We start from the raw sequence: 23,750 nt of genomic DNA on the forward strand, positions 1-23,750 counted from the left end.
ACCGGATCAGCCCTCGCTGGCGATCCTGCGCAAGGTCTGTTCGAACGCTTCCGGCGGCTGGCCGCCCTGGATCAGGTAGCGGTCGTTGACGATTACCGAAGGCACCGCCTGGATGCCTTGCGACTGGTAGAACTGCTCCTGCGCGCGCACGTCCAGGGCGTAGCGAACCTGCTCCAGCACCTCGCGGGCAGTGACGGCGTCCAGGCCGACCTTGGCCGCCACGTCCACCAGCACATCGTGCGAGCTCACGTCACGGCCCTCAGTGAAATAGGCAGTGAGCAAGGCTTGCTTCAACTCGGCCTGGCGGCCTTCCAGTGCAGCCCAGTGCAACAGCCGGTGCGCGTCGAACGTGTTCACGATGCGGCTGCGCTTGGCCAGGTTGAAGGTGAAGCCCACGGCTTCGCCGCGCTGGCGGATGGCCTCGCCGTTCTTGGCGATCTGTTCGGGCGTGCTGCCGTACTTGCGCGCAATGTGCTCGACGACGTCTTCGCCTTCCGGCGCCATCTGCGGATTCAGTTCGAACGGCTGGAAATGCAAGTCGACGGCGACGGAGTCGCCCAGTCGATGCAGCGCCTGTTCCAGCGACTTCAGCCCAATGGCGCACCAGGGGCAGACCACGTCGGAGACGAAGTCAATCTTGAGCGGTTTGGTCATGTTGATTCCTGAAAGGCGGTGCGCGAGTCGCGCGATGCCTTCTAGGTGGGGGCATGCAAGCCCCCGATCAATCTACGCTCACGGGGCCAGCGACAGCGGCCCCGTGACGTCGCTGACTTCAGGCCTTGCCAATGAAGTCCATCTTGCCCAGTTCCACGCCGGCCTGGCGCAGGATGCCGTAGGCGGTGGTGGTGTGGAAGAACAGGTTCGGGATCACGAAGTGCAGCAGGTAGCCCTGGCCTTCGAACTCTTGCTCGCCACTGCGGGTCTTGATGGTCACCGTGCGCGTCTCGCTGCCGTCGATCTGCTCGGGCTTGAAGCTCTTGATGTAGTCGATGGCACGGTCGATGCGCGCGTAGAGCTCGGCGAAATTCGCCTCGTTGTCCTCGAACTTGAGCGGCTCCACGCCAGCCAGGCGGGCGCAGCCGTTCTTGGCCATGTCGGTGGCGATCTGCACCTGGCGGGCTAGCGGCAGCATGTCGGGCGTCAGCCGGGCCTGGATCAGCAGCTCGGGATCGAACTTGCGGGCTTCGGCGTGCGCCTCGCCCTTGCGCAGCACATGCTGCAGGTTGCTGAGCGCGCGCAGGAAAACGGGGACAGCAGCCTGGTACATCGACAATGTCATGGGGAATGCTCCGAGGGTTCGGTGGGGGTAACAGGAGGTGGGACCGGGACGACGGAAGATAGCTCCGTCGCCAACGGTAACGCTTCAGCCTTGGCCAGGTCGACCGTATGGCGCGTGATGCGCCAGGCGAGCACGCTGCCGACCGCCAGCAGCACGGCAGACAACACGAAGGCCAGGCCGGGCAGATGGATCGGCGAGTTCGGCGAGATCGAGAACGAGAACACCTGGGCGAACAGGAACGGTCCGAAGATGCCGGCAAAGCTTGCCAGGCTGCTGATCGCACCTTGCAGTCGTCCCTGCTCATGGGGATCGACCTGATGCGTCATGATCGACTGGATTGGCGGCTGCGACAGGCCCCACAAGGCCATCAACGGAATGCCCAGCAGGAATACGAAACCCGTGCTGGCCAGGCCCATCACCAGGAAGGCGCCAATGCCGCACAGCATGCCGCCCAGCAACAGGCGTCGCTCGCCAAACTTCGGGGCCAGCCGGCGAGTCAGCACGGCCTGCACCAGGCCGTCGCATGCGCCGACCAGCATCAACACATAGCCCACGGCTTGCGGACCCCAGCCGTAGCGGTAGTCCGCATACAGCACGAAGGTCGTCTGCAGCACGTAGTGCGCGAGATAGACCAGGAACATCACCACCGCCAGGCCCAGTACCAGCGGGTAGCGGCGCAGCAATTTCAGCGAGCCCAGCGGGTGCGCGCTATGCAGCTCGAAGTGCGCCGTACGGCGTTCCTTCGGCAGCGATTCGGGCAGCACGAACAAGCCGTAGAGGAAATTGCACGCCGCCAGCCCGGCTGCTACCCAGAACGGCAGGCGCAAGTGGAAATGACCGAGGAAGCCGCCAAGGCCGGGGCCGATGATGAAACCCAGCCCGAAGGCGCTGCCGAGGATGCCGTAGGCCGCCGCGCGTTTTTCCTTCGGCGTGATGTCCGCGATATAGGCGTTTGCCGTGGTGAAGCTTGCGGCGGTCACGCCCAGGATCACCCGCGCCACGAACAACAGCCACAGCGTGGGCGCCAGCGCCAGCACCACAAAGTCGATGGCCAGCCCGGCGTTGGAAATCAGGATCACCGGCCGTCGCCCGAAACGATCCGACAGCGCGCCCTGGATCGGCGAACAGGCGAACTGGACGATGGCGAACACCGTGCTGAATACGCCTACCCACCAGGCCGCATTGGCGATACCGCCACCCGCCAGCTGCTCGATCAGGTGCGGCAGCACCGGGATGACGATGCCGAACGCCAGCATGTCCAGTACCACCGTGATGAAGATGAACGCCACCGCCGCGCGGCGGCGCGGGTGGTGTTCGGTGATGGCTGGCTGGTCCATGGGGCGTGGCTGGCGGGGAGGGGAGCACGATAGCGGATTGTGTGTGACGCGGTGTGTGCGGTGCAGTAAAGACTGGCGGCCGCGTGCATGCTTCCTCTCCCCTTTGGGGAGAGGATTGAGGTGAGGGGCGGGTGCTCGCCGGAAGGCCGCAGAAAAAAACCGTATCAACGGACGATGAGGCTAGGTTGGCCCCTCACCCCAACCCTCTCTCCCACAGGGACTACCTTCGGGTCGCCCGAAGGGGAGAGGGAGCAGTCAGGGCTGCGGCGGCTGGGTTAACTCGCGCGCGTCCAGATACCCATCGTGGTTCCGGTCCAGCTTGTGGAACTGCCGGCGCAGATTGTCCTGGAATTGCTTGAGCGTGATCGGCCGGCCGTGACCGCCAGGCAGTTCGTCGCCTTCCAGCACGCCATTGCCATCGCGGTCCATGCGGCGAAAGCCTTCGCTCATATGTTCCACGTACTCGGCTTCGCTGACTCGGCCATCGCCGTCGGTGTCGAACTCGCGCAGATACTCGGCCGGGGTGCTCTGCGCCCAGGCCGCCAGGGGCGGCAGGATCAGGGCGGCCAGCACGATCAAGCGCCGGCCGCGCATCAGGCAGCCTCGGTCCGGCGGCGCAGCACGGCGAGCGGCTGTGCCCAGGTGGCGCCAGGTCGGCGCTTGCTGGTGACCAGGGTGAGGTCGCTGGGCTGGAACACGTTGATATTGTGCGTGGCCGGGGTGGTGAGAATGTACTGCGCACGGGTGGACTTGAGGAAGGCGCCGACCTTGTCGATGTTGAAGATGTCCAGGTGCGCGAACGGCTCGTCGATGAAGACGAAGCCGCCGGGACGATCCTCGTCGCGCATCAGGGCCACCAGCAACAGCAGGGACTTCATCACCTGCTGGCCGCCGGAGGCTTCGCCGTCGTCCATGCCGATCCAGCCCTTCTTATCGAACTCGAAGCGCACGTTGAGGCCGGCCGAGGCCAGCGCCAGGTCCTCGTTGGACAGCTCGGGCAGCTCCACTTCCACGCCGATGCCGGCCAGTTCGGCCAGGATCTTCAGATTGCGCGCATAGCGCTTGACCGTATTGCGCAGCACGTTGAGATAAGCCGCACGCGCCTCGCTGGTAATGCGCGCGGCGCGCTCCAGATGCTGGCGCCGACGCACGAGGTCCTGCTTGAGGCCTTCGTGGTCGCCGGCCAGCTTGTCGCGCAGCGGCACGCAGCCGGCATCAGACTCCCAGTGGCCTTCGTTGAGGCGGCGTTCGATACGCTCGATCTCACGCCGTGCCGCGGCAGGCGATTCGTAGCGCTCGCGCAGTTCGGCCATGGCCTGGCGGTTGCGCTTGCCCGGTCGCACGTGGCTGCGCTTGTGCCGGAACGCCTTGAGGCGATCGATCTGCTCGTTGCGGAACTGGCTGAACTGGCGCGTGCTGTCGGCCAGCTGCTGCTGGGTCTGCTTGTGCTCGCGCGCCTCGTTGTCGCGCTGGCGCGAGTTCTGCTGGCGTTTTTCGCGTACCGCTTCGTAATGCGAGTCGGCAGCAGCGTAGCTGTCGGCGCAGCGTTGCACGTCGTCCTGCAGGCTTGCCTGCGCTTCGTGAGCCGCGGCGAATTCGTCGGCACGATCGGCCAGCTGGCCGCTGGCGTTGGCGCCGCGCAATAGGTTTTCCGCATCGCTGGCCTGCTGCTGGCACTGCTTGCGCTGATCGGTGAGCGCATGCAGCTGTTCCTCGATGCGCTGCAGGCGCGCCTCGCCTTCGCGCAGCTGGCGCTCGCGCGCGGCGCTGCCGAAGTAGACATCGTCGACGCCCAGATGACGGCCGCCACGACGCTCACGGAAATAGCCCTGCGGCGTGATCCAGTCCTGTTCCTTGCCCAGCTTGCTGCCTTCGGCCACATCGTCGACGCGGCGGATACGATCGAGCTGGCGCAGCAGCCATTCCGGCGCCGCGGCATTGAAGTCGACCACTTCCAGCAGCGAACCGCGAGTGGGCGCGGTGGTCGGGGCGCGCTCGGCCACCACGAAATGCTTGTAGCGATGCTGTTCGCCCAGGCGCCAAGCCGCCTCACGGTCGCGCGGATGGTCCAGCAGCACCACATGGCGATAGCCGGCAAGCACGGCTTCCACCGCCGCCTGCCAGCGCGGCTCGCTGATCTCCACGATCTCGCTGAGCATGCTGTGGCCGATGCCGGCGTCGTCCAGCGCGCGGCGAAACGTCTGCTCGAATTCCGGCGTATAGCGCTGGCCGCGGCGCCAGGCGCCAAGCTGGGCGGTGAGCGTGCTGAGTTCCTCACGCAGGCGGGCTTCCTCGCCCTGCAGGCGCGCCAGCTGGCTGCGCGCGTCGATCAGCACGCGGCCCTGCGCGTCGTGATCGGCACCATCCTGGGCGGCGACCTGCTCGCGCAGGCGTAACTCCTGCTTTAGCAGCACTTCGTTCTCGGTATAGGCGCGGCGCGCCTCGTCCAGTTGGCGCTGCGCCTGCTGGCGCGTGCCATCGGCGAGTTTCTGTTCGCCGCGCAGGTGTTCCTCGTTCGCATCGAGTGCGTGCAGGCGCTGGTCCAGCTCGACATCGCGCTGCGACAGGTCCCGACACTTGCGCTTGAGGCCGAGCAGCTGCGGACGCGCGCCGCGAATGGCCGCGTGCAGTTCGGCCAGTTCGGTGCGCGGAAGCACGTCGGCCACCAGCTCGGTGCGTTCGCGACCCAGCGCATCCCATTCCTGCCACGAGCGCACGCGCCCTTCGGTTTCCTGCAGGCTGACGCCGATCAGCGAGAGCTGATGTTCCAGCCCGTGCTGTTCGCGGTCGGCCTCGGCTTGTTCGTTGCGCGCGCGCTGGTAGTCGTCCAGCACGGTCTTGTCGCCGAACACATCGAACACCAGTTCCAGCAGGGCCTTGGGCGGCAGCTGGCACAGCTTGTCGGTGGCGCCCTGTTCCAGCGTCAGCACGCGGCGGATCGCCTGCGAGAGGCCGGCGCCTTCCAGGCGCACGCGGTATTCGCGCAGGCCCAGCCAGTCGCCGCGCGCTTCGATCTCGTCCACGCTGACGTCGCCGCCCATCACGGCGTATTGGCGCTGCCACTCGCCGCCCTTCTTCTGGATGCGCACGGCCAGGGTGACTTCGTTGTCCATCAAGGGGAAGAACGGACGCTCGCCGCGCGGCCCCGGGATGTTGCCCACGCGCGCGCGCAGCCATGCGAACGGCTTGCCGTTGTGGCGCAGGTAACTCTTGTAGTCGCGGTTGCCGGCGCAGTCGATCGTGAGCAGGGTGCGCAGCGCATCGAGCAAGGTGGTCTTGCCGGAACCGTTCGGCCCCACCACGGTGACGATATTGGTATCCAGCGGCAGGCTGAAGCGCTGCCAGTAGTCCCAATGGATGACTTCGAGGCTGCGGAAATCAAACATCGCTGGTCACTTCGCTGTCTTCGAGATCGTCCGCTTCGTCGTACAGCGGTTCGTCGTTGTCGTCATCGCTGCGGCTCGGCACCAGGCCGGCGAGCAGGTCGCCCAGCGCGCCATCGAGGATGCGTCGCGCCGTGCGCTCGTAATCGAACACCAGGTCCAGTATCGGCCCTTCGGCCAGCTCGCCCTTGCGGCGCACGATGAAGCCATGGCGCGCCAGCAGGCCGAGGTTGAAGTTCACCCGCGTCTTGCCGCCGAGGCGGTCGCCGAAGTCGGCCAGCAGGGTGCGTTCGGCCACCACGGGTGACAACGCGGGATCGCGCGAAATCGGTTTCGCTTCGGCAAACATCAGCGTCTGCGACGCATCCGTTTCGGCCTGCTGCCGTTCGACCTGGCGCTGGCGCTTGGGCAGCACGATCAAGGCCCACAGCACCACGAGCAACGCAATGGCGTCGCGGTCGAGCTGCAAGGTATTGGAGATCCAGCTGTCGCTGCCGCCGAACACCTGGCGCTCGCTGCTGCGCGCCACGGCGACGCTGATATAGGCGGAGTACGGATGTTCGCGCAGTTCCAGGCCGACGCTGGCCAGCCGGCGATCGAGTTCCTCGCGGAAGCCTTCGTCCAGCAGTGCCTTGCGGGCCTGTACGTCGTCACGCGGCAGCCAGCGCTGGGCTAGCAGGCGGGCCACCAGCGCCGCGGTTTCGTCATGCATCGGATGGTTCCTTGGGTGGATGCAGGCGGCCCGCGCTGACCAGCGCGATCGCCGCCAGGCCTGGATCGATCAGGCGCGGTTCGATTTCCAAAGCCAGCGGCAGCCGTGCGAGATCAGCGGTCGGTCCCTGCAGCGCCGACGACTCGGGGTCGCCGAGCAGGCCGAGCAGGGAGAGCCGATACGCGCTCAAGGCGTAGTCTTCGCCGCGCAAGGCATCGCTGAGTTCCAGCGGCTGGGTGAGCGCGGCGAGTTCGCCATGCCAGGCCAGCAGCGGCGAGAGATCGTCCTCGTCCAGCGGCAGGTCGGCCGTGGTGGGTGTGCTTTCGGCGGCGGGAATGACGGTGTTTTCCGCTGCGGCGCGTTCGCGTTCAAGCAATTCGAATTCGGCCACGTCGAGCGCGATCTGGTCGTGCAGGAACGGCGCTTGCAACGGCAGCAGGGCGGCGTCATCGGCGTGCCCGGCCAGCGCGTCGGGGCTGAGCGAGCGCAGCCATGCCACCAGATCGGACGACGACAAGCCGGTACGGCCCAGATGCACGCGGTGCTGGTCGATCTTGTTGAGTTCGCGCTGGAACACGCCAGCCTGCCGCAGCAGCGCGCTTTGCGCCCGGCCCACGGCCTGGGCGAGACGATGCGTGGCAGGGTCCAGGTCGGCGCTGTCGGCAATGCGGCTGACCACCTCGGTGCCTTTCTCCACCCAGTCCCATACCGATTCCAGCCGCGTCGCCGCATGGCGGATGCGATGCTCGGAACCGGACAGCACGGCGCGGTCGAAGTCTTCCTTCAACTCCGACAGGCGCGACAGCAAATGGCTCAGTTCGTCGGCGGAGAGCCGTCCCACTGCCTGGCCAGCGGCCAGCTGCGCGGTGAGGTAGCCGAGGCCGTCCTCATCGTCACGCTCGAATTCCAGCAAGGTAGCCACGGCGGCCAATGCCTTGCGGCCCAGCGGACTGATCCGGTAGCGCTGGGTCTCGCCGTCCCAGGTCAGCAGCTCGTGGTCCTTCAGGCGCTGCACCACGGTTTCCAGCTTCACCGGCTCCACGAACGCGAGCTGGTCGCGAATTTCCGCGGGCGTCCACTCGGGCGCATGCGCGCGTGCGCCCAGCGTGCGCAGGATCAGCAGGCGCAGCAGCACCTGGGTATCGCTGCCATGAAACAAGGCGCTGAACGCGCGCAGCAGGGAACGGCCGCGCAGGAGTGGGAACACCGCCGGCAAATCCTCGGCGGTGATACCTTCGCGCAGTACATCCTGCAGACGCTCGTCGGCGTCCGCGCTATCGAGCGGCGTCATCAATCCAGTTGCCTGCGCTCTCAGCGACCGCCGTGGATGCCGATGAACTGCAGGAACTCCGAACGCGTGCGCGCGTCGTCGCGGAATGCGCCCAGCATCTGGCTGGTGATCATCGACACGCCGCGCTTGTGCACGCCGCGCGTGGTCATGCACTCGTGGCTGGCGTCGATCACCACCGCCACGCCGGCCGGCTGCAGGTTTTCCTGGATGCACTGGGCGATCTGCGCGGTGAGCTTTTCCTGCACCTGGAAGCGGCGCGCATAGGCGTCGACGACGCGTGCCAGCTTGCTGATGCCCACCACGCGATTGGTCGGCAGGTAACCGACGTGGGCGCGGCCAATGATCGGCGCCATGTGGTGCTCGCAATGGCTTTCGAACTCGATGTCGCGTAGCACGACCATTTCGTCGTAACCGGCCACTTCTTCAAACGTGCGGCGCAGGTACTCGCCCGGATCGACCTGGTAACCGGAGAACCAGTCGCGGTAGGCCTTGACGACGCGCTTGGGGGTGTCCAGCAGACCCTCGCGACCGGGATCTTCGCCCGACCAGCGCAGCAGAACACGCACGGCCTCCTCGGCCTGTTCGCGGGTGACGTCGGTCGGTTCGTGGCGGTCGCTCATGCGGGGTCCTTCGGCTACAGCACAGACCCGTCAGTGTAACGCCCTCGTCAAGTTTTGCGGCCTCCAGGCCGGGGCAGGTCATTGGGGATCGGGTACGAAATGGCCCGGGAAGGGCGTGGGCAGGCCAGGTTGCGGCAGGCCGGGCGAGGGGATCACGCCCTGGGCAAGCAGGTGCTCGCGCGTGTCGTAGTACAGCGTGATCACCTCGTCCGGCGTGGTGGAGGCACGCTTGAAGTCGGTATAGCTCACCGACGAGTCCTCTCGCGGGCCGTGGCCGGTACCAAGCGGGCCGCTGGCATCGAGGACAGGCACCCGCGGTGCGATGGCCGCGACGGAAGCTGGAGCCGACGGTGGCAAAGGGCTGGTGCCGACGGACTCAGCGGCTTGCCGGGCCCCGCTCGCCGCCTCCGGCCTCATCGGCAGGATCGGGTGCGGAAACGGCCGGGCGCGGAACACCGCTACGCCGATTACCCCGACATTGTCTGGTCGACCCGTGCGGGTTGCGTAGCTCTGTGCGGCATCGGCAAAGACGAAGTCCGCCACTTGCTCCAGGCTCTTGCGCCAACCGCGTATATCGGTGGACGTGTAGGCGCCGAGCACATAGCCCGTTTGTGACCAGTCGGCCGTGTCGCCCGATATGGCGTTGACGCCATCGACCGAAATCACGCTCAGGATGCGCTCGCCTTCGATGTTGCGCAGGTGGATCTCGTAGCGGTGGCCAGGTTGTCCCGCCACGTAATAGCGCCCCTGGTAGCGGTAGACCGGCAGCTCCTGTTCGCTGGTGCGGTCATACACGCCCAAATCCACCCATCGGCCCACCGCAGCAGCCTGGGGGCTAGCGCCCAGCACGGTCAACAGAGCAAACGCCAGGAATGGGGTTTTCATGCGACGACTCCGGCAAGCACCGCCAATCGATGCATTAGCTATAACGGTGCAATGAGCCGAACGGGGTTGAGAGCCGCGATATTGCCGGGCCTCAAGATCTGGCGCGGCCTGCCGATAGTCCAGGCGGACCTCCAGAGAACGCCTGCGTGAACATCACAATCAACGCTGACCGTAGTTCCATCCCGGTGACGATCACGGGCACGTCGACGAACACGGCTCCGTCAACATCCACCTCGTCGTCGACTTCCACCAAGTCGGGCTCGACCCCTGGCTCGTCATCAACCACGGCGTCGACGGCAAAGAGCAAGCAGGCGTCGGCTGCCGGAGCGGCCTCGGGCACCTCCGGCAGCGGCAGCAGTTCCAGCGCCACGGTGCAGGCCTTGCAGCGGCAGATTGCCCAACTGCAGAAACAGCTCACCAAGCAGCAACAGCAGCTGCAGAAGGCGACTGCGCAGAATAAGGGCGGTGATCAGGCGCGAGCCGCCGCGGTCGCCACCTTGCAATCGGCGGTGACCACCACCTCGAGCCAGCTGCAGGTGGCCGTCACCGAGTTGGCCGCCGCCGTACTGGCTGAGGGTGGCAGCAGTACCGGCGCGCTGGTCAGCACTTCGGCTTGAGTGCTGCCGTGCGACCCCGTCGGGATAGCAAGAAATCCGTCACGGCATCGTGTATGACCACGACGGGGATACAGGACCTTGCCGGGATCACGCGCCATGACGGGCAGCACGGCTGCCCGGCAAACAGCACTCTCGCACTTGCCGGCCGAAACATCGCGTGCCGGTGTCGACGCGGGTCGCTCTGACTCAGGTCCTTTCCCACTCCATCAAAAACCACGCGGTCATGGATGCGCCAGGGGTAAGGTAGGCGGTGGGAGCGAGGTTGAAAGCGTCCGGTGGGCCGCTTTGCGGTTCGACGCAGGTCGCATGGGCGGTTTCGTCGTAGACCACCCAGTGCTTGCAATCGGACGTCAGCCGAACGCTTTGTCCATCGCGATGAAGCAGTACCGGTTTGTCGTTGAGGAAGCAGTCGTCCCACGGGCCCGGCGGGGGCGTCGCCAAGGGCAGCGAAGCGATGCCCTCGGCGTCGCGCGGGTAGTAGCGGCTGGGCGCGAAATCGAGCCGCTCCGGTTTGCGGAACCACGGATGCCATCCGATGGTGACCGGCATGGCCTGCGCGCCGGCGGTGACAGTCAACACCAGCCGCAATTGGTTCTCCGCGATCTCGATGCGCTGTTGGGCGGTACCGCCAAATGGCCAGCCCTCATCCTCGGGCAATTGCAGCAAGAGACTTAGCTGCGACGCTGTCTGTTCTTCGACCTGCCACGGCACGCCGAAGCCAACGCCGTGGATGGCGTGGCCGCCCAGATTGAGCGGGAGCCGGTAGGGCTGCCCGCGGAAAGCAAACTGGCCGTGCCGAATGCGCCCGGCCCACGGCAGCATCGGATAACTTCCCCACGCGATCATCGCTTGGTTCTGGCTATCGTGGCCGACCAGCCAGGGCACGCCGTCAAACGTGATCTGCGCGATACGACCACCGGCGGCGGGGGCGATGTCGACCGCGAGCGCACCACGTTCGATGCGCAGCAAAGGTCCGGGGGCCAGCGGGCTCAGCGCGTCGTCGTGCGGCGGCACCTGATCGGGGAGATCACTTGCCATAGGGATGGAGCGTGATGATCTTGCCCTGCTCGTCATAGCGCAGCTCGGTCATCTTGATCGAACGCAGGTGGGTGACGCCGCCGGACAAGATGGAGTCGTGATAGAACAGATACCACTTGCCGTCGACCTCGCAAATCGAGTGGTGCGTGGTCCAGCCGACGACTTCGGTGAGGATTTGTCCCTGGTAAGTGAACGGGCCATAGGGGTTGTCGCTGGTCGCGTAGCACAGGTAATGCGTATTGCCGGTGGAATAGGACAAGTAATACTTGCCCTGGTACCGATGCATCCATGGCCCTTCGAAGTAACGGCGATCATGATCGCCCGCCAGCAGGGCGTTGCCCTGCTCGTCGAGGATTCGGATCTCGCGCGGCGGCTCGGCGAACTGCTTCATGTCGGCGCTGAGCCTTGCCATGCGCGGCCCCAGCGCGAGCTCGTCGTCGCGTGGTTCTTCATGGCTTTCGGCGTAGACATTGTCGCGATATTTCTGCAACTGCCCGCCCCAGATGCCACCGAAAACCATGTAGTACGCGCCATCGTCATCGGCGTATACGGCCGGATCGATGGAGTAGCTGCCTTGAATGGCTTCCGGCTCGGGAACGAAGGGACCCTCCGGTCGATCGCCCACGGCGACGCCGATCTGGAAGATGCCGTCGGCGCGCTTGGCCGGGAAATACAGATAGTAGCGGCCGTCCTTGCAGGCGGCATCGGGAGCCCACATCTGCCGCTCGGCCCACGGCACGTCGTTCACATGCAAGGCGACGCCGCAGTCGACGGCTGCGCTGTCGGGCGACGCCATGCGGAAGACGTGGTAGTCCTCCATGCAGAAATGATCGCCGTTGTCGTTGAACGGTACGCCGCCTTCGATGTCGTGCGACGGGTAGATATAGATCGCGCCGTTGAACACATGCGCAGATGGGTCTGCGGTGTAGATATGCGTGACCAGCGGCTGCGAAATGGCCTTGGTGGCCAGGGAGGACAGATCGGTCGTCATCGTTTCGTCGGACATGGTGGATACCCAGCTAAATCAGGCGCTCGCGCCGGCTGCAAGCCGCCGCTCGCCGAGTTCATGCTCGATGCGCAACTCGGCGGACTTGTCGATCTTGTAGAAGAACATCAGCACGACGCCGAGCAGGAATGGAATGGAACAGAACAAGCTGACGGTCAGGCGGATGCCGTTGACGACTTCCGGCGACTGCACGGACAGGTCGGCGCTATAGCCATAGTGGGCGAGGATGCCGGCTACCAGCGCGCCGCCGAGGCTGAGTCCGAACTTCAGGCCGCACAGCATGGCCGAGAAGATGATCGCGGTGGCGCGGCGATGGTTCTTCCATTCGGAGTAGTCCGCCACGTCGGCAATCATCGCCCACAGCAGCGGGATCGTGATGCCGTAGAAAAAGCCGTGGAAGATGTACGAAACGACGATCAGGCCAATGGCGCCCGGCGCATAGAAATAGAACGCCAGCAGGAACAGCGTGGAGACGAACAGCGCGCCGGCAAACACATCGCGTTTGCCAAAGCGGTCGGCAAGCCGCTTGGAAAAGCCGATGCCGACGATCATGAAGATGATGCCGAGCGCATTGAACAGGCTGAAGGCCGAGGTGGGTGCGTCCTGCGGCCAACGGAACCCGGTCAGCCCCATGCCAGCCAGCAGTCGGTTCAATCCTGCAATGAGTCCGTTGAAGCCGATCTGATCCAGGAACGAGGCCAGCGTGGGCTCGCTCAGGTAGTACTTGAAGTAGTAGATGTAGGTGCCGCCCTTGAGCGCGAGATTGACGAAGATCAGCACGGTGACGAGCAACATGATCTGCCAGGGCCGGTTCTTAGCCAGATCCGCCAGATCTTCGCGGACGCTGGAGTTCTGTCCTGCGGTGGGAACGATGCGCTCCCTGGTGGTGAAGAACGTGACCAGGAAGAACACCGTGCCCACGATGGCGAACAGCGCCATGGTGTGCTGGAAGCCGCGGGCCTTGTCGCCGTTGCCCAGAATCAGCACGAGCGGCAGCAGCAGCACCTGGATGATGAACTGCGCCACCATCACCGCCACGAAGCGATAGGACGAAAGACTGTTGCGTTGCTCCATGCTGCCGGTCAGCACGCCGCTCAGGGCGGAATAGGGCAGGTTGTTGGCCACATAAACCAGCACCAGCAGGCTATACGTCGCCAAGGCATAGGTGATCTTGCCTTGCTCGCCCAGGTTCGGCGTACTGAAGGCGAGCAGGGATAGCGCACCAAACGGGAGCGCGGTCCACAGCACCCAGGGACGGAACTTGCCCCAGCGCGTATGCGTGCGGTCGGCGATCAAGCCCATGATGGGCGTGAAGACGAACGCGCCGAGGATGCCGACGATGAAGATGATCGTGGCGGCCGACCCGGCCGGAATGCGATAGACGTCGGTATAGAAGAAAGCGAGGAACGTCACCAGGGTCTGGAAGATCAGGTTCGCAGACAAGTCGCCGAGGCTGTAGCCGACTTTTTCGGTAACCGAGAGTTTTTGAGAAGTGCTGTTCATGCGCGCTCGTTGCTGGGTACAGACCATTCGACAGTATCGCGTGCAACCGGCTGCCTGGTTATGAGACGGAGCGGCCCGTCCGGTACGTTGTAACCGGACGGGCCGCGGGCGCATCACGCGTTGAATCCGCGCTTAGAACGTGCCACGTATGCCGAGCATGATCGTATAGCCCGGGGTGTAGTAGGTATACGCGGCATTGTCGTAGGTGAAGGTGGTGCGCAGGGCTGCCTTGGTCATGTTGATGGCGTTCAACGTGATGGTCGGCTTCGACTTCCACTGGGCGAACTGATAGCTGGCCGACAGATCAAGCTGTCCACGCGCGTCCGTCCTGATCTGGCCGTAGGGCAGGCCGTTCTGGTTGGCCGAGGAGCTGATCTGCGCCGCATTCCACACGTACGACAGGCGGACCATCGCACCGTAGTTTTCCCAGTACGTCGTCACGTTATAGGTATGCGGCGAAATGCCGATCGCCTGTGCCGGCACGCCGCTGCCGATGTTCTTCTGCGAGACAACGGTCCAGTTTGCGGTGACACCAAGACCCTTGGTGATGAAGTCCAGCGGCTGCACCCAGTTCGCTTCCGCGCCCTTAATGAACAGCGTGCCGTCGGCATTCACCTGCTGCGTGACCTCCACCTCCGCCGCGCTGGGGCCGCCGCGCAGGTTGATGGCTGCCTGCTGCGTCGCATTCAGCGTGGCAAACGGAATGCCGAGCTGGTTGAACGGAATCAGGTTGGTGCCGTTGACGGTGAAGCCGGTGATGCGCTTGCCGAACAGGTCGAGGCCGACGTAGCCCTCGCCGCCGGTATACCACTCGCCACCAAAGTCCAGGTTGGTGGACAGGTACGGCTTCAGGTTCGGATTGCCCTGGGAGGCGATTTCAGCCGCGGGATCGCTGAAGTTGGTGCTGGGCACCATCGCGCTGGGGTCGGGACGGGTCATCGAGCGCGAGGCCGCCAGGCGCACGATGATGTCTTCCGCCGCGTTATAGGCCAGGTTGAACGACGGCAGGTAGTAGCCGTAGTTGTTCGACAGCGAGATGTTCTGCAGCTGGCCATTGATCGACGACGGACCGGAGATGTTCTGGTTGGTATAGGCATGGCGCACACCGCCGTTGACGCGCAGATCGTTGCCCCACAGGTCGTACTTGCCGTTGCCTTCAATGAACCAGGCCCAGGTTCTTTCACTGATGTCGCTGCTGTTGGCGCCCGTGGCGGCGGACGTGGTGAGCGGCGCGGTGGCGTTGAGATAGTCGTAGTTGCTGATGGCCTGCAGCGCAGCGAAATTCGCCGTGATGAAGCCGTTGGGGCCGGCCGACAGGTACTGCGGCAACGACGACGCGGGCACGGCGGACTCGATCGACTTCTGCCACGCCGCGCTGTTGTCGTAGGCATTGATCTGGCGCGAGATGTCGTCGAAGGCGATGCCGCCCTTGATGTTGTTGCTGTCGTCGCCCCACTGCAGATCCTGGCTGAAGCCACGATTGTCGGTCACGCGCCGTTCTTTCTGCAGGTTGACGCGATACCACTGCCAGCCCAGGTTCGGGTTGTTCAGGTCGACGTTCGACGTGATGCTCGGGAAGTTGCCGCCAGTGTTGCTGTAGTTGGCCGTAGTGCCCTGGCCCATCGGCGTCTGCACCAGGATCGACGGCTGCTCGTTGAGATACCAGCTGCGCTGCACGTAGCCCTGGAAGTCGAGCTTGAATTCATCATTGGTGCCGAACAGCAGGGTGCCGCCCGGGTTGATGTTGAAGAACTTGACGTGCTCGTCGTACTGCCGCTGTTCCAGGAAGTACTGGGCATTGGCGAACGTGGCCTGGGTCACGACGTTGTTCGAGTCGACCTGCATGTTGGTCGGGATCATCTGACCGCTGCGACCGACCAGGTTCATGTCGTAGCGATTGAAGTCCTGTTCCTTCTTGGAGAACAGGGTGTCGAGGTAGAAGTGCGCCTCTGTGCTGGGACGGAATTCGAACGACATCATGCCGGCCTGATGGTCGTTCGTGCCGTCGATGTACATGGGACGGCCCAGACGCGGAATCAGCGCATTGGCGATCTGCCCGGTGCTCAGGCCCGGGTTGTTGGCAAGCAGCCAGGCGTTGTTGATCGGGGTGCCCGCGACCAGCCCGGCGCCGGCGCCGGCCGGTACCGTCGAGGGAATGACCCAGCTGCCGCCGGCGGGGCTGCACGAACCCGAGGCGATGCCGCATTGGGCAGCACTCAGATGCGGCGTGGTCCAGCCAACCGATTCGAAGCCCTTGACGTCGTAATCGGACCTCGACCCGGTTAAGCCGATCAGGGCGCCGAAGGTATTGTCAGCATTGGTCCAGCTGCCGATGAGGGCGCCGCGCGGCTTGGTGTCGCCGCCGAGCGAGCTATAGCTAGCCTGCGCGGAATAGGTCAGGTGGGTGCCGGGATTGTCGAACGGACGCGCGGTGCGCATGTCGACCACGCCCGCGATGCCGCCTTCCGTCTGGCTCGCTTCCGCCGTCTTGTTCACCGTCAGCTGGGTGAAGAATTCGGTGGGCAGCAGGTTCAGGTCGACTTCGCGGTTCTGGTTCTGCGAATCGAGCGTGCCGGAGGAGGCAATGGCCGCCTGGTTGCCATTGAGCAGGATCTTGGTGAAGTCGGTGCCCAGGCCACGGACCTGGATATTCACGCCCTCGCCGGTGACGTCGCGTGAGATCTGCACGCCGGGAACGCGAGCCAGCGCTTCGGCGATATTGGTGGCCGGGAACTTGCCGATGTCCTCGGCGAACACCGTGTCGATGACATTGGTCGAGTCGCGCTTGGCGTCGGTCGAAAACTGCAGGCTGCTGCGGAAGCTGCCGCTGACATTGACGGCACCAAGCTGTTTGACTGGCGCCGGCTGATCGCTAGGGCCCTGCGCCGTGCCGGATGCGGCTGGCGTGGTGGTGTTGCCCTGCGTATTGGCCTGGGTCGGCGACGACGATTGAGCTTGCGTGGATGTCTGGGCCTGCGCTTGGTCCTCTGCCTGGGCGGTCCCCACCATGCCCAGCAAAGCAAGACTCAAAGCATGCGCCAACACCTTTCTTGCACATTGGATCTGCACCGTACTCCCTCCCTCATTTCTTGTAACTTTGTGAGTCCCATTGGAGCGCCCCTGCGTGCTCGCCAAATGGACGATTCATTGCAACGACTTACCAGGGCGATCTGCCTAGATGGCCGAGCCAAACGGTAGCGCTAACATTTTGAACTCGCACGCTGCATGGCAGCATTGTGTGAATCGGCCGGCTGAACAGCAGAAAAGGCCTGCAAACAAGCTGAATAGTGAAATTGGAAGGGCGCTGCCAGCGGCCAGAAAATACGAAGTAGCGCGCCCAACAATCCATACTGTAGTGTTAGCGCTACCACCAAGGCCGCGGACTGGGCTGTCGTCGATGCTGCGGTGCAAAAGAATTCGTGCGTGAATCCACTCGGTGCTGCCGCGTCAACTTCCTTTGAGGCCGGGGCATGGCTGCGCCGGCCGGAAAGCTTGGATCTGAGATGAACGACGTCAGTCAAACAACGGCAATGCCGACGCTGGGTGCCAAGGTCGGCAGGTACCGCTGGCGCGTCTGCGCCATGTTGCTGGCGGCGACCACCATCAATTACATCGACCGCCAGGTGTTTGGCGTGCTCGCGCCGTTCCTGCAGGACAAGATCGGCTGGAACGAGATCGAATACGGCCACATCGTGACGGCGTTCCAGGCTGCGTATGCGATCGGTCTGCTCTGCGCCGGTGCCGTCATCGACAGATTCGGGACCCGCATCGGCTATGCCCTCGCCATCGGTATCTGGAGCCTGGCGGCAATGAGTCACTCGCTGGCTACCGGCGTGCTCGGCTTCGCGGCGGCCCGTTTTGCCTTGGGCCTGGGCGAGTCGGGCAACTTCCCGGCGGCGATCAAGACGGTCGCCGAATGGTTTCCGCAACGCGAACGCGCGCTGGCCGCCGGTATCTTCAACTCGGGCTCGAATATCGGCGCCATCGCGGCGCCCTTGCTGGTGCCGATCGTCGCCGCCACCTGGGGCTGGCAGGCGGCCTTTCTCTTCACAGGGGCGCTGAGCGCCACCTGGCTGATCGTGTGGCTGCTGACGTATCGCACTCCGGATAACCAACCCCGCCTGTCCGCCGCCGAGCGGGCCTATATCGGGCACGAGCCACCTGGGCCGCGCAGTCGCATGCGATGGTCGCAACTGCTGCGTTATCGGCAGGCCTGGGCCCTGGTCGCCGCCAAGTTCATCACCGATCCGATCTGGTGGTTCTTCATCTTCTGGCTGCCGAAATTCCTGCATGCCAGCTATGGCCTGTCGTTGTTGGAATTGGGGCCGCCGTTGATCGTGATCTTCGTGCTCGCCGACATCGGCAGCATCACCGGCGGCTGGCTGGCCGGCCGCCTGATCAAGCTGGGCTGGAGCGCGAACCGCGCGCGCAAGGGCGCGATGCTGATCTGCGCGCTGATGATCGTGCCGGTCATTTTCGCGGCCAAGGCGCATAACCTGTGGCTCGCCGTGGCCCTGGTCGGGCTGGCGACGGCAGGGCACCAGGGCTGGTCGGCCAACGTCTACACGCTGGCCTCGGACATGTTTCCGCGCTTTGCGGTGGCGTCGGTGGTCGGCATCGGCGGCTTTGCCGGGGCGGTGGGCGGCATGCTGATCTCCACCGTGATCGGCCTGCTGCTGCAAGCCACGGGCAGCTACGTGCCGGTCTTCGCCATGGCTGGCTTCGCTTATCTGTTTGCCCTGATCGTGGTCCATCTGCTGGTCCCGCGACTGCAACCGGCACGGCTGGACGAGCCCCCACCAGGCAACCCACCTCCTTCACCTATCGCGGCAGCGGAGTAGTTTCGGCATGAAAAACGCACTCATCCTGTGGCTCGCGCTGGCGCTGGCGGCGCCCGCCCTGCAGGCGCAAGACAGCCCCTTGGCCGCTGGCCAGCAAAAGTTCCTCGGCAGTGCCTATAGCAAGAAGCAGGCAGCGGACTTTGCAAGCTACTGGAACAAGCTCACGCCGGAGAATGCCGGCAAGTGGGGCAGCGTGGAGGCGGTGCGCGGCGAGATGAACTGGACCGCGCTCGACGAGGCCTACCATTACGCCAAGACGCATGGGATGCCGTTCCACATGCACGTGCTGGTATGGGGCCAGCAACAGCCCGAGTGGATCAAGCACTTGCCGCCCGACGAACAGCGCCGCGAGATCGAGCAGTGGTTTGCCGCCGTGGCCGCGCGCTATCCCGACGCCGACTTTGTCGAAGTGGTCAACGAGCCGTTGCAGCATCCGCCCACGGGTGGCCACAAAGGCAGCGGCGACTATATCCAGGCATTGGGCGGCAGTGGCGCCAGTGGATGGGACTGGATCCTCACCGCGTTCCGCATGGCGCGCCAACACTTTCCCCACGCCAAGCTGTTGATCAACGATTACAGCATCACGCGCAGCAGCAAGGACACCAGGCGTTATCGCGAGATCATCGAGCTGCTGCAGAAGGAGCAGCTGATCGACGGCATCGGCCTGCAGGAGCATGCCTTCGAGACCAAGCCCGACGTGCCGATGTCGGTGCATCGGGCCAACCTGGATGTGCTGGCGGCCACCGGCTTGCCGATCTACATCACCGAGCTCGATATCGATGGCCGCAGCGACGCCCAGCAGCTCAAGGACTACCAGCGCGTGTTCCCAGTGTTCTGGGAGCATCCCGACGTCAAGGGCATCACGCTATGGGGTTTCCGGCCGGGCTTGTGGCGCGACAAGCAGGGCGCGAACCTGATCCGCACGGATGGCAGCGAGCGGCCGGCCCTGGTCTGGCTGCGCGGCTATGTCGGTGACGCAAGCGCACCCGTGCCCGGGTCATCACCGCCGCAAGCGCATTGATGTCCAGCCGATCCGCCAGCTCGATCCGCGCCCTGTCCTTATTTCACCGCATCACCTGAAGAGAATCGTACTTCCGCCATGACTACCGCAACGCTCCCCCTGGCCCTGCACGACGATCGCCTGTTTTCTTCCGACCCGGCACAACGCGCCGTCGCCCGTCGCTTGTATGCGCAGGTGGCGAAACTGCCGATCATCAGCCCGCACGGTCATACGGACCCGTCGTGGTTCGCCGGCAACCAGCCGTTCGCAAACGCGACCGAGCTGCTGCTGCTGCCGGATCACTATGTGTTCCGCATGCTCTACAGCCAGGGCATTACGCTGGACGCGCTGGGCATTCCGCGTGGCGACGGCTCGCGCGCCAGCATCGATCCGCGCGAGGCCTGGCGCCTGCTGGCGCAGAACTTCCACCTGTTCCGCGGTACGCCCTCATCGATGTGGTTGAACCATGTGTTCCACGATGTCTTCGGCCTGCGCGTGCGCCTGGATGCAGGTACGTCCGACCAGTACTACGACCACATCACCGAGGCGCTGCAACAGCCGGCCTTCCTGCCGCGCGCCTTGTTCGAGCGTTTCAATATCGAACTGATCGCGACCACGGAATCGCCGCTCGATCCCTTGCAGCACCATGCGGAGATCCGCGCCAGCGGCTGGGGTGGCCGCGTCATCACGGCGTACCGGCCCGATCCCGTGGTCGATCCGGAGCACGAGCAGTTCCCGTCCGCGCTGCAGATGTTCGGCGAGATCACCGGCGAGGACGTGTATAGCTGGAACGGCTACCTGCGTGCGCACCGGCAGCGCCGCGCCTACTTCGCCAAGGCAGGCGCGACCTCGACCGATCATGGGCATCCGAGTGCGGCAACCGCCAATCTGTCCCCTGCGGAAGCGAGCAAGCTGTTCGACAAGGTCGTCAGCGGCAAGGCCACGGCGGCAGATGCGGAGCTGTTCCGCGCGCAGATCCTCACCGAGATGGCGGCCATGAGCCTCGACGATGGCCTGGTGATGCAGCTGCACCCGGGCTGCTTCCGCAATCACAACCACCAGTTGTTCGAGCGTTACGGCCGCGACAAGGGCGCCGACATGCCGCTACGCACCGAATACATCCAGGCGCTCAAGCCGCTGCTGGATCGCTTCGGCAACGAGCCGGGTTTCAAGCTGATCCTGTTCACTCTGGACGAAAGCACGTATAGCCGCGAGCTGGCCCCATTGGCTGGCCACTATCCCGCGCTGTTCCTCGGGCCGGCGTGGTGGTTCCACGATGCGCCGGAAGGCATGTGGCGTTTCCGCGAACAGACGCTGAGCAGCGGCGGCTTCTACAACACCGTCGGCTTCAACGACGACACGCGGGCGTTCCTGTCGATTCCGGCGCGCCACGATGTCGCGCGGCGGGTCGATTGCGCGTTCCTTGCCAAGCTCGTGGCTGAGCACCGCATGGATGAGGACGAGGCGGCGGAGTTGGTGGTTGATCTCGCCTATAACTTGCCGAAAAAGGCCTACAAGCTTTAAGGATATCGCTCGTCATCTCCGCGAAAGTCGGCGCAAAGGCGCGTCACGCTCCCAACCTTCCTCACCGTCATCCCCGCGGACGCGGGAGGCGCTTTACAACAGCGAAGCTGGTCATCCAGCGCCTTTCGCTCTGTAGTGATGTGGCCCCGACCGGGCTCGCCTGCGGCGGGCTTCCGAGCCGCTGCCGCGGCCCGGGTTACTTCTCTTTGCGTGGCCACACGCGTGCTGGAGCACGCGTGAACGGCGAAGCCGGCCCGAAGGGCGGAGGGCAGGATGCCCGGAGTAAAGAGAAGTAACCAAGAGAAAGGCCACCCCGATGGCGCGCCTTCCGGGCTGCGCCCTCCAGGTGCGCGGGTGGGTTACGGAGGTTTGTCGACAGGGCCTCCTGCCCTGACGACAAACTGGCCGGCATCCCTGCCGGCCACCCTGCGGGCTTTTCCTCCACCCACCCGCCGCGCCATAGGGGACCCGGAGAGCGGAAGAGCCGATCCAAAGCAAGGCCACGCGGCGCCTGGTTTCCATGTAGGAGCGCACCCAGTGCGCGAAAAACCTACGCAGCGGCAACGCCGTGATCGCGCACTGGGTGCGCTCCTACAACGTCGGCGTGGCTTTTGACGTGTGGGGCCCCTGTGCGGCGGTGAGGGGCGGACGATCAGGCCCCGTCAGGGGTGCCTGGCAAGGATGCCAGGCACTTTTCGTCAGGACAGGAGCCCTGTCGAAAAGCCCGGCCGACCCTCACGGACTTGCCGAGCTTAAGCTCGGCAAGCGCCAAGCGGGGGTGCCTTTTCTCTTGGTTACTTCTCTTTGGGCAAGCAAAGAGAAGTAACCCGGCCTCCGGCAGGAGGACGGAAGCCCGCGGCAGGCGAGCCAGGTCGCTGAGTTCCTCACGCAGGGCGACAAAACCAATCCCACAAGCGGCGTCATCGCGAGCACCCGCCCCTCACCCCAGCCCTCTCCCCGGCGGGGAGAGGGAGCTGAAGGCAAAGAGCGCGCTCGCGGTCAGGTCGACATGACTCAGTGATAGCGATAGAGCCGGACCCGGAACACACCGAACTTCCCCGAGGGAAGGCGAAGCTCGCGTCCCTGGTTGCTGTCGTCGCCATTGATGGTCCGGCCGGCGATCCACGTTCCCTTTTCGAAGCGGCCTTCCTGGATGGATTCGATCCCGGCGATGGGGTTGGCCGGATCCTTCGACGCGAAGGTCAGGATCATGCCCGTGCCGGCCACAATGAATTCGTCCGCGCCCAGTCGCACGATCAGGCCGCCGTGCGCACCGGGCAACTCGGCTTCTTCCTTGGCGCCAACCGAGATGCCGGGCAGCTGTTTGAAATGGACGTCGAACCGATAGGGATCGAACGCCACCTGCTGCGGGGATAGATCGACGGTGCCGTCGAATGCGGCGGGCGTGCGAATGCCGACCAGCTTGCCGGTGCCCTGATTGGCGAGCAGCAGCGGCGACAACTGTTCGATGACGCGATAGGCCTCGCCAAGCGTGGCGGCTTCCTCGGCCGAAAGAAACTCGGGTGCGTAAGGCGAGAAGCCCATCGCCTGCAGGCTGGCGAACGCATAGAACGCATTCGCCGCCATGTCCGCCGCGCTGACCCGGCCGGTTTCGGGAATGAAGAATGCATGCCCGGGCTGCGCGTACTTGTTCGCCCATTCGACGAAGTTCGGGAAGTAGAGATCGGGCGCGAGGAAATCGAGGGCGGGCGCGGCGGCCTTCCAGACGTCGAACACCTGCGGCAGCGGTCCGCCGCTCGGGTATTGGCCGGGTAGCTTGCCAGGTCGCATCAGGGCAGCGTTCACGAACATCGGCAGCGGATACACCGCCTTGCCGCTCGCCGCGACCTTGCCGGTGTAGCTCGCCTCGCTCCACGCGTTGAACAGCTCGTCAGTCTGTGGGCTTTCGCCGAAGGTCGCGGCCCAACTCGCCCCGGTCTTGTAGCCATGGGCTTGCCATGCCTGGCGTAGTGGCGGCGCCAGCGCGTCCTTGTGGGCGGCGAGATAGTCGATCAGGCGAGCCGGCACGGGCGCGGCAAAAGCGGCATTCGCCGCCGCGCTATGGTCGCGTGCCTCCGGCAGCATGCCGACTTCGTTTTCGACCTGCACCATCAGCACGGTGTGCTCGTGCGCATCGGTGTCTTTCAGGTGCTGCATCAGCGCAGTAAAGGAGCGGGTATCGGCGTCGAGATTCGCCTGGCTCAAGGCCGAGAGGATCTCGAGGCCGCTGCCGTCCGTGCGCGCGGCGCGAGGAAAGCGCGCCTGGTCGCGCTTGACCCAGGCCGGCGCGTAACTGGACATGCTGTTCTTCCAGCTGCCGAACCAGAGCAGCACCAGCTTCATGCGGTGCTGCCGGGCCGTGGCGACCAGGTGGTCGATGCTGGAGAAATCGAAGTGCCCTTCCTGCGGTTCGATCAGCTCCCAATAGGCGGGAGCGAGCACCGTGTTGAGGTGCATGGCCTGGAGCCTGGGCCACAGCTCTTGCAGGTAGTCGGCACTGGAAGCCGATGAATTCTCCAGCTCGCCGCCGCGCACCAGAAAAGGTGCCCCGTCGACGATCAGCTGGGTCGCGCCGTGCTCAAGGCTCAAATGTGGCATGGCGGCGGAGGCTGGCTTGTCCGCCGCAAAGACGGCCTGACCGGAGAGACTGAGCGCACATAGCAGCAGTCCTGCTTGCTTGAACACCGGCTTGATCCTATTCAACACGGTATGTC

General features: G+C 64.7%; 19 protein-coding genes. 4 read left to right on the top strand and 15 right to left on the bottom strand.

Features of this window, described 5'->3' with window-relative positions; all coding sequences use genetic code 11:
• Nucleotides 1–6: 6 nt before the first annotated feature.
• The 10 genes from OUZ49_RS11720 to OUZ49_RS11765 form a co-directional block, all read right to left on the bottom strand.
• Nucleotides 7–654 carry a DsbA family oxidoreductase gene (locus OUZ49_RS11720; protein WP_266150593.1) on the bottom strand — a complete coding sequence of 216 codons (648 nt, stop codon included), beginning with the start codon at nucleotides 652–654 and terminating at the stop codon, nucleotides 7–9.
• Nucleotides 655–772: 118 nt separating this feature from the next.
• A complete protein-coding gene (locus OUZ49_RS11725) occupies nucleotides 773–1,279 on the bottom strand; it encodes a DUF1993 domain-containing protein (protein WP_266150594.1) in 507 nt (168 codons plus the stop codon).
• Nucleotides 1,276–2,616: a TCR/Tet family MFS transporter gene (locus OUZ49_RS11730; protein WP_266150595.1), complete on the bottom strand. Its 1,341-nt coding sequence runs from the start codon at nucleotides 2,614–2,616 to the stop codon at nucleotides 1,276–1,278. Before OUZ49_RS11730 ends, OUZ49_RS11725 begins: the two co-directional genes overlap by 4 nt.
• A gap of 255 nt (nucleotides 2,617–2,871) precedes the next feature.
• Entirely contained in the window at nucleotides 2,872–3,210 is a 339-nt protein-coding gene (locus OUZ49_RS11735) for an EF-hand domain-containing protein (protein WP_266150596.1), read from the bottom strand.
• The gene (locus tag OUZ49_RS11740) at nucleotides 3,210–6,002 is read right to left on the bottom strand and encodes an AAA family ATPase (protein WP_266150597.1); all 2,793 of its coding nucleotides are present in this window, start codon (nucleotides 6,000–6,002) and stop codon (nucleotides 3,210–3,212) included. Before OUZ49_RS11740 ends, OUZ49_RS11735 begins: the two co-directional genes overlap by 1 nt.
• Nucleotides 5,995–6,711 (bottom strand): hypothetical protein, encoded by a 717-nt coding sequence (locus OUZ49_RS11745; protein WP_266150598.1) that lies wholly within the window; start codon nucleotides 6,709–6,711, stop codon nucleotides 5,995–5,997. The genes OUZ49_RS11740 and OUZ49_RS11745 overlap by 8 nt, the downstream gene beginning before the upstream one ends.
• Nucleotides 6,704–8,002: a hypothetical protein gene (locus tag OUZ49_RS11750; protein ID WP_266150599.1), complete on the bottom strand. Its 1,299-nt coding sequence runs from the start codon at nucleotides 8,000–8,002 to the stop codon at nucleotides 6,704–6,706. The genes OUZ49_RS11745 and OUZ49_RS11750 overlap by 8 nt, the downstream gene beginning before the upstream one ends.
• A gap of 20 nt (nucleotides 8,003–8,022) precedes the next feature.
• The gene (gene folE / locus OUZ49_RS11755; protein WP_266150600.1) at nucleotides 8,023–8,622 is read right to left on the bottom strand and encodes a GTP cyclohydrolase I FolE; all 600 of its coding nucleotides are present in this window, start codon (nucleotides 8,620–8,622) and stop codon (nucleotides 8,023–8,025) included.
• Between the two features lie 78 nt (nucleotides 8,623–8,700).
• The gene (locus OUZ49_RS11760) at nucleotides 8,701–9,507 is read right to left on the bottom strand and encodes a hypothetical protein (protein WP_266150601.1); all 807 of its coding nucleotides are present in this window, start codon (nucleotides 9,505–9,507) and stop codon (nucleotides 8,701–8,703) included.
• 91 nt (nucleotides 9,508–9,598) lie between these two features.
• A complete protein-coding gene (locus OUZ49_RS11765) occupies nucleotides 9,599–9,877 on the bottom strand; it encodes a hypothetical protein (RefSeq protein WP_266150602.1) in 279 nt (92 codons plus the stop codon).
• Nucleotides 9,878–9,887: 10 nt separating this feature from the next.
• Between OUZ49_RS11765 and OUZ49_RS11770 the strand changes: the two genes are divergently transcribed.
• Nucleotides 9,888–10,124, top strand: coding sequence for a hypothetical protein (locus tag OUZ49_RS11770; protein WP_266150603.1), 237 nt, complete (start codon nucleotides 9,888–9,890; stop codon nucleotides 10,122–10,124).
• 186 nt (nucleotides 10,125–10,310) lie between these two features.
• Here OUZ49_RS11770 and OUZ49_RS11775 read toward each other — a convergent pair whose 3' ends face one another.
• The 4 genes from OUZ49_RS11775 to OUZ49_RS11790 all read right to left on the bottom strand — a co-directional run bounded on the left by OUZ49_RS11775 (nucleotide 10,311) and on the right by OUZ49_RS11790 (nucleotide 16,740).
• Complete coding sequence (locus tag OUZ49_RS11775) at nucleotides 10,311–11,162, bottom strand: aldose 1-epimerase (RefSeq protein WP_380003786.1); 852 nt, start codon at nucleotides 11,160–11,162, stop codon at nucleotides 10,311–10,313.
• Nucleotides 11,152–12,168, bottom strand: coding sequence for a glycoside hydrolase family 43 protein (locus OUZ49_RS11780; protein WP_266150605.1), 1,017 nt, complete (start codon nucleotides 12,166–12,168; stop codon nucleotides 11,152–11,154). The genes OUZ49_RS11775 and OUZ49_RS11780 overlap by 11 nt, the downstream gene beginning before the upstream one ends.
• A gap of 18 nt (nucleotides 12,169–12,186) precedes the next feature.
• Complete coding sequence (locus OUZ49_RS11785; protein WP_266150606.1) at nucleotides 12,187–13,671, bottom strand: MFS transporter; 1,485 nt, start codon at nucleotides 13,669–13,671, stop codon at nucleotides 12,187–12,189.
• Nucleotides 13,672–13,803: 132 nt separating this feature from the next.
• Nucleotides 13,804–16,740, bottom strand: coding sequence for a TonB-dependent receptor (locus OUZ49_RS11790; RefSeq protein WP_266150607.1), 2,937 nt, complete (start codon nucleotides 16,738–16,740; stop codon nucleotides 13,804–13,806).
• A gap of 434 nt (nucleotides 16,741–17,174) precedes the next feature.
• On the opposite strand from OUZ49_RS11790, the gene OUZ49_RS11795 reads away from it, so the two are divergent.
• The 3 genes from OUZ49_RS11795 to uxaC all read left to right on the top strand — a co-directional run bounded on the left by OUZ49_RS11795 (nucleotide 17,175) and on the right by uxaC (nucleotide 21,036).
• A complete protein-coding gene (locus OUZ49_RS11795) occupies nucleotides 17,175–18,512 on the top strand; it encodes an MFS transporter (RefSeq protein ID WP_266150608.1) in 1,338 nt (445 codons plus the stop codon).
• A gap of 7 nt (nucleotides 18,513–18,519) precedes the next feature.
• Nucleotides 18,520–19,533 (top strand): endo-1,4-beta-xylanase, encoded by a 1,014-nt coding sequence (locus OUZ49_RS11800; protein ID WP_266150609.1) that lies wholly within the window; start codon nucleotides 18,520–18,522, stop codon nucleotides 19,531–19,533.
• Nucleotides 19,534–19,611: 78 nt separating this feature from the next.
• A complete protein-coding gene (uxaC, locus tag OUZ49_RS11805) occupies nucleotides 19,612–21,036 on the top strand; it encodes a glucuronate isomerase (RefSeq protein WP_266150610.1) in 1,425 nt (474 codons plus the stop codon).
• A gap of 1,014 nt (nucleotides 21,037–22,050) precedes the next feature.
• Here uxaC and OUZ49_RS11810 read toward each other — a convergent pair.
• Nucleotides 22,051–23,742: a GH35 family beta-galactosidase gene (locus tag OUZ49_RS11810; protein WP_266150611.1), complete on the bottom strand. Its 1,692-nt coding sequence runs from the start codon at nucleotides 23,740–23,742 to the stop codon at nucleotides 22,051–22,053.
• Nucleotides 23,743–23,750: the final 8 nt, after the last annotated feature.

The sequence above is a fragment of the Dyella halodurans genome (assembly GCF_026283925.1).
GTDB classification, from domain to species: Bacteria; Pseudomonadota; Gammaproteobacteria; order Xanthomonadales; family Rhodanobacteraceae; genus Dyella; species Dyella halodurans.

Excerpts from the sequence above, each read along its gene's own strand:
- OUZ49_RS11730 (WP_266150595.1), bottom strand. The coding sequence starts at position 2,616 with ATGGACCAGCCAGCCATCACCGAACACCACCCGCGCCGCCGCGCGGCG.
- folE (WP_266150600.1), bottom strand. The coding sequence starts at position 8,622 with ATGAGCGACCGCCACGAACCGACCGACGTCACCCGCGAACAGGCCGAG.
- OUZ49_RS11795 (WP_266150608.1), top strand. The coding sequence starts at position 17,175 with ATGAACGACGTCAGTCAAACAACGGCAATGCCGACGCTGGGTGCCAAG.
- OUZ49_RS11745 (WP_266150598.1), bottom strand. The coding sequence starts at position 6,711 with ATGCATGACGAAACCGCGGCGCTGGTGGCCCGCCTGCTAGCCCAGCGC.
- OUZ49_RS11760 (WP_266150601.1), bottom strand. The coding sequence starts at position 9,507 with ATGAAAACCCCATTCCTGGCGTTTGCTCTGTTGACCGTGCTGGGCGCT.
- OUZ49_RS11780 (WP_266150605.1), bottom strand. The coding sequence starts at position 12,168 with ATGTCCGACGAAACGATGACGACCGATCTGTCCTCCCTGGCCACCAAG.
- OUZ49_RS11725 (WP_266150594.1), bottom strand. The coding sequence starts at position 1,279 with ATGACATTGTCGATGTACCAGGCTGCTGTCCCCGTTTTCCTGCGCGCG.
- OUZ49_RS11775 (WP_380003786.1), bottom strand. The coding sequence starts at position 11,162 with ATGGCAAGTGATCTCCCCGATCAGGTGCCGCCGCACGACGACGCGCTG.
- OUZ49_RS11800 (WP_266150609.1), top strand. The coding sequence starts at position 18,520 with ATGAAAAACGCACTCATCCTGTGGCTCGCGCTGGCGCTGGCGGCGCCC.
- OUZ49_RS11720 (WP_266150593.1), bottom strand. The coding sequence starts at position 654 with ATGACCAAACCGCTCAAGATTGACTTCGTCTCCGACGTGGTCTGCCCC.
- OUZ49_RS11750 (WP_266150599.1), bottom strand. The coding sequence starts at position 8,002 with ATGACGCCGCTCGATAGCGCGGACGCCGACGAGCGTCTGCAGGATGTA.
- uxaC (WP_266150610.1), top strand. The coding sequence starts at position 19,612 with ATGACTACCGCAACGCTCCCCCTGGCCCTGCACGACGATCGCCTGTTT.
- OUZ49_RS11785 (WP_266150606.1), bottom strand. The coding sequence starts at position 13,671 with ATGAACAGCACTTCTCAAAAACTCTCGGTTACCGAAAAAGTCGGCTAC.
- OUZ49_RS11740 (WP_266150597.1), bottom strand. The coding sequence starts at position 6,002 with ATGTTTGATTTCCGCAGCCTCGAAGTCATCCATTGGGACTACTGGCAG.
- OUZ49_RS11735 (WP_266150596.1), bottom strand. The coding sequence starts at position 3,210 with ATGCGCGGCCGGCGCTTGATCGTGCTGGCCGCCCTGATCCTGCCGCCC.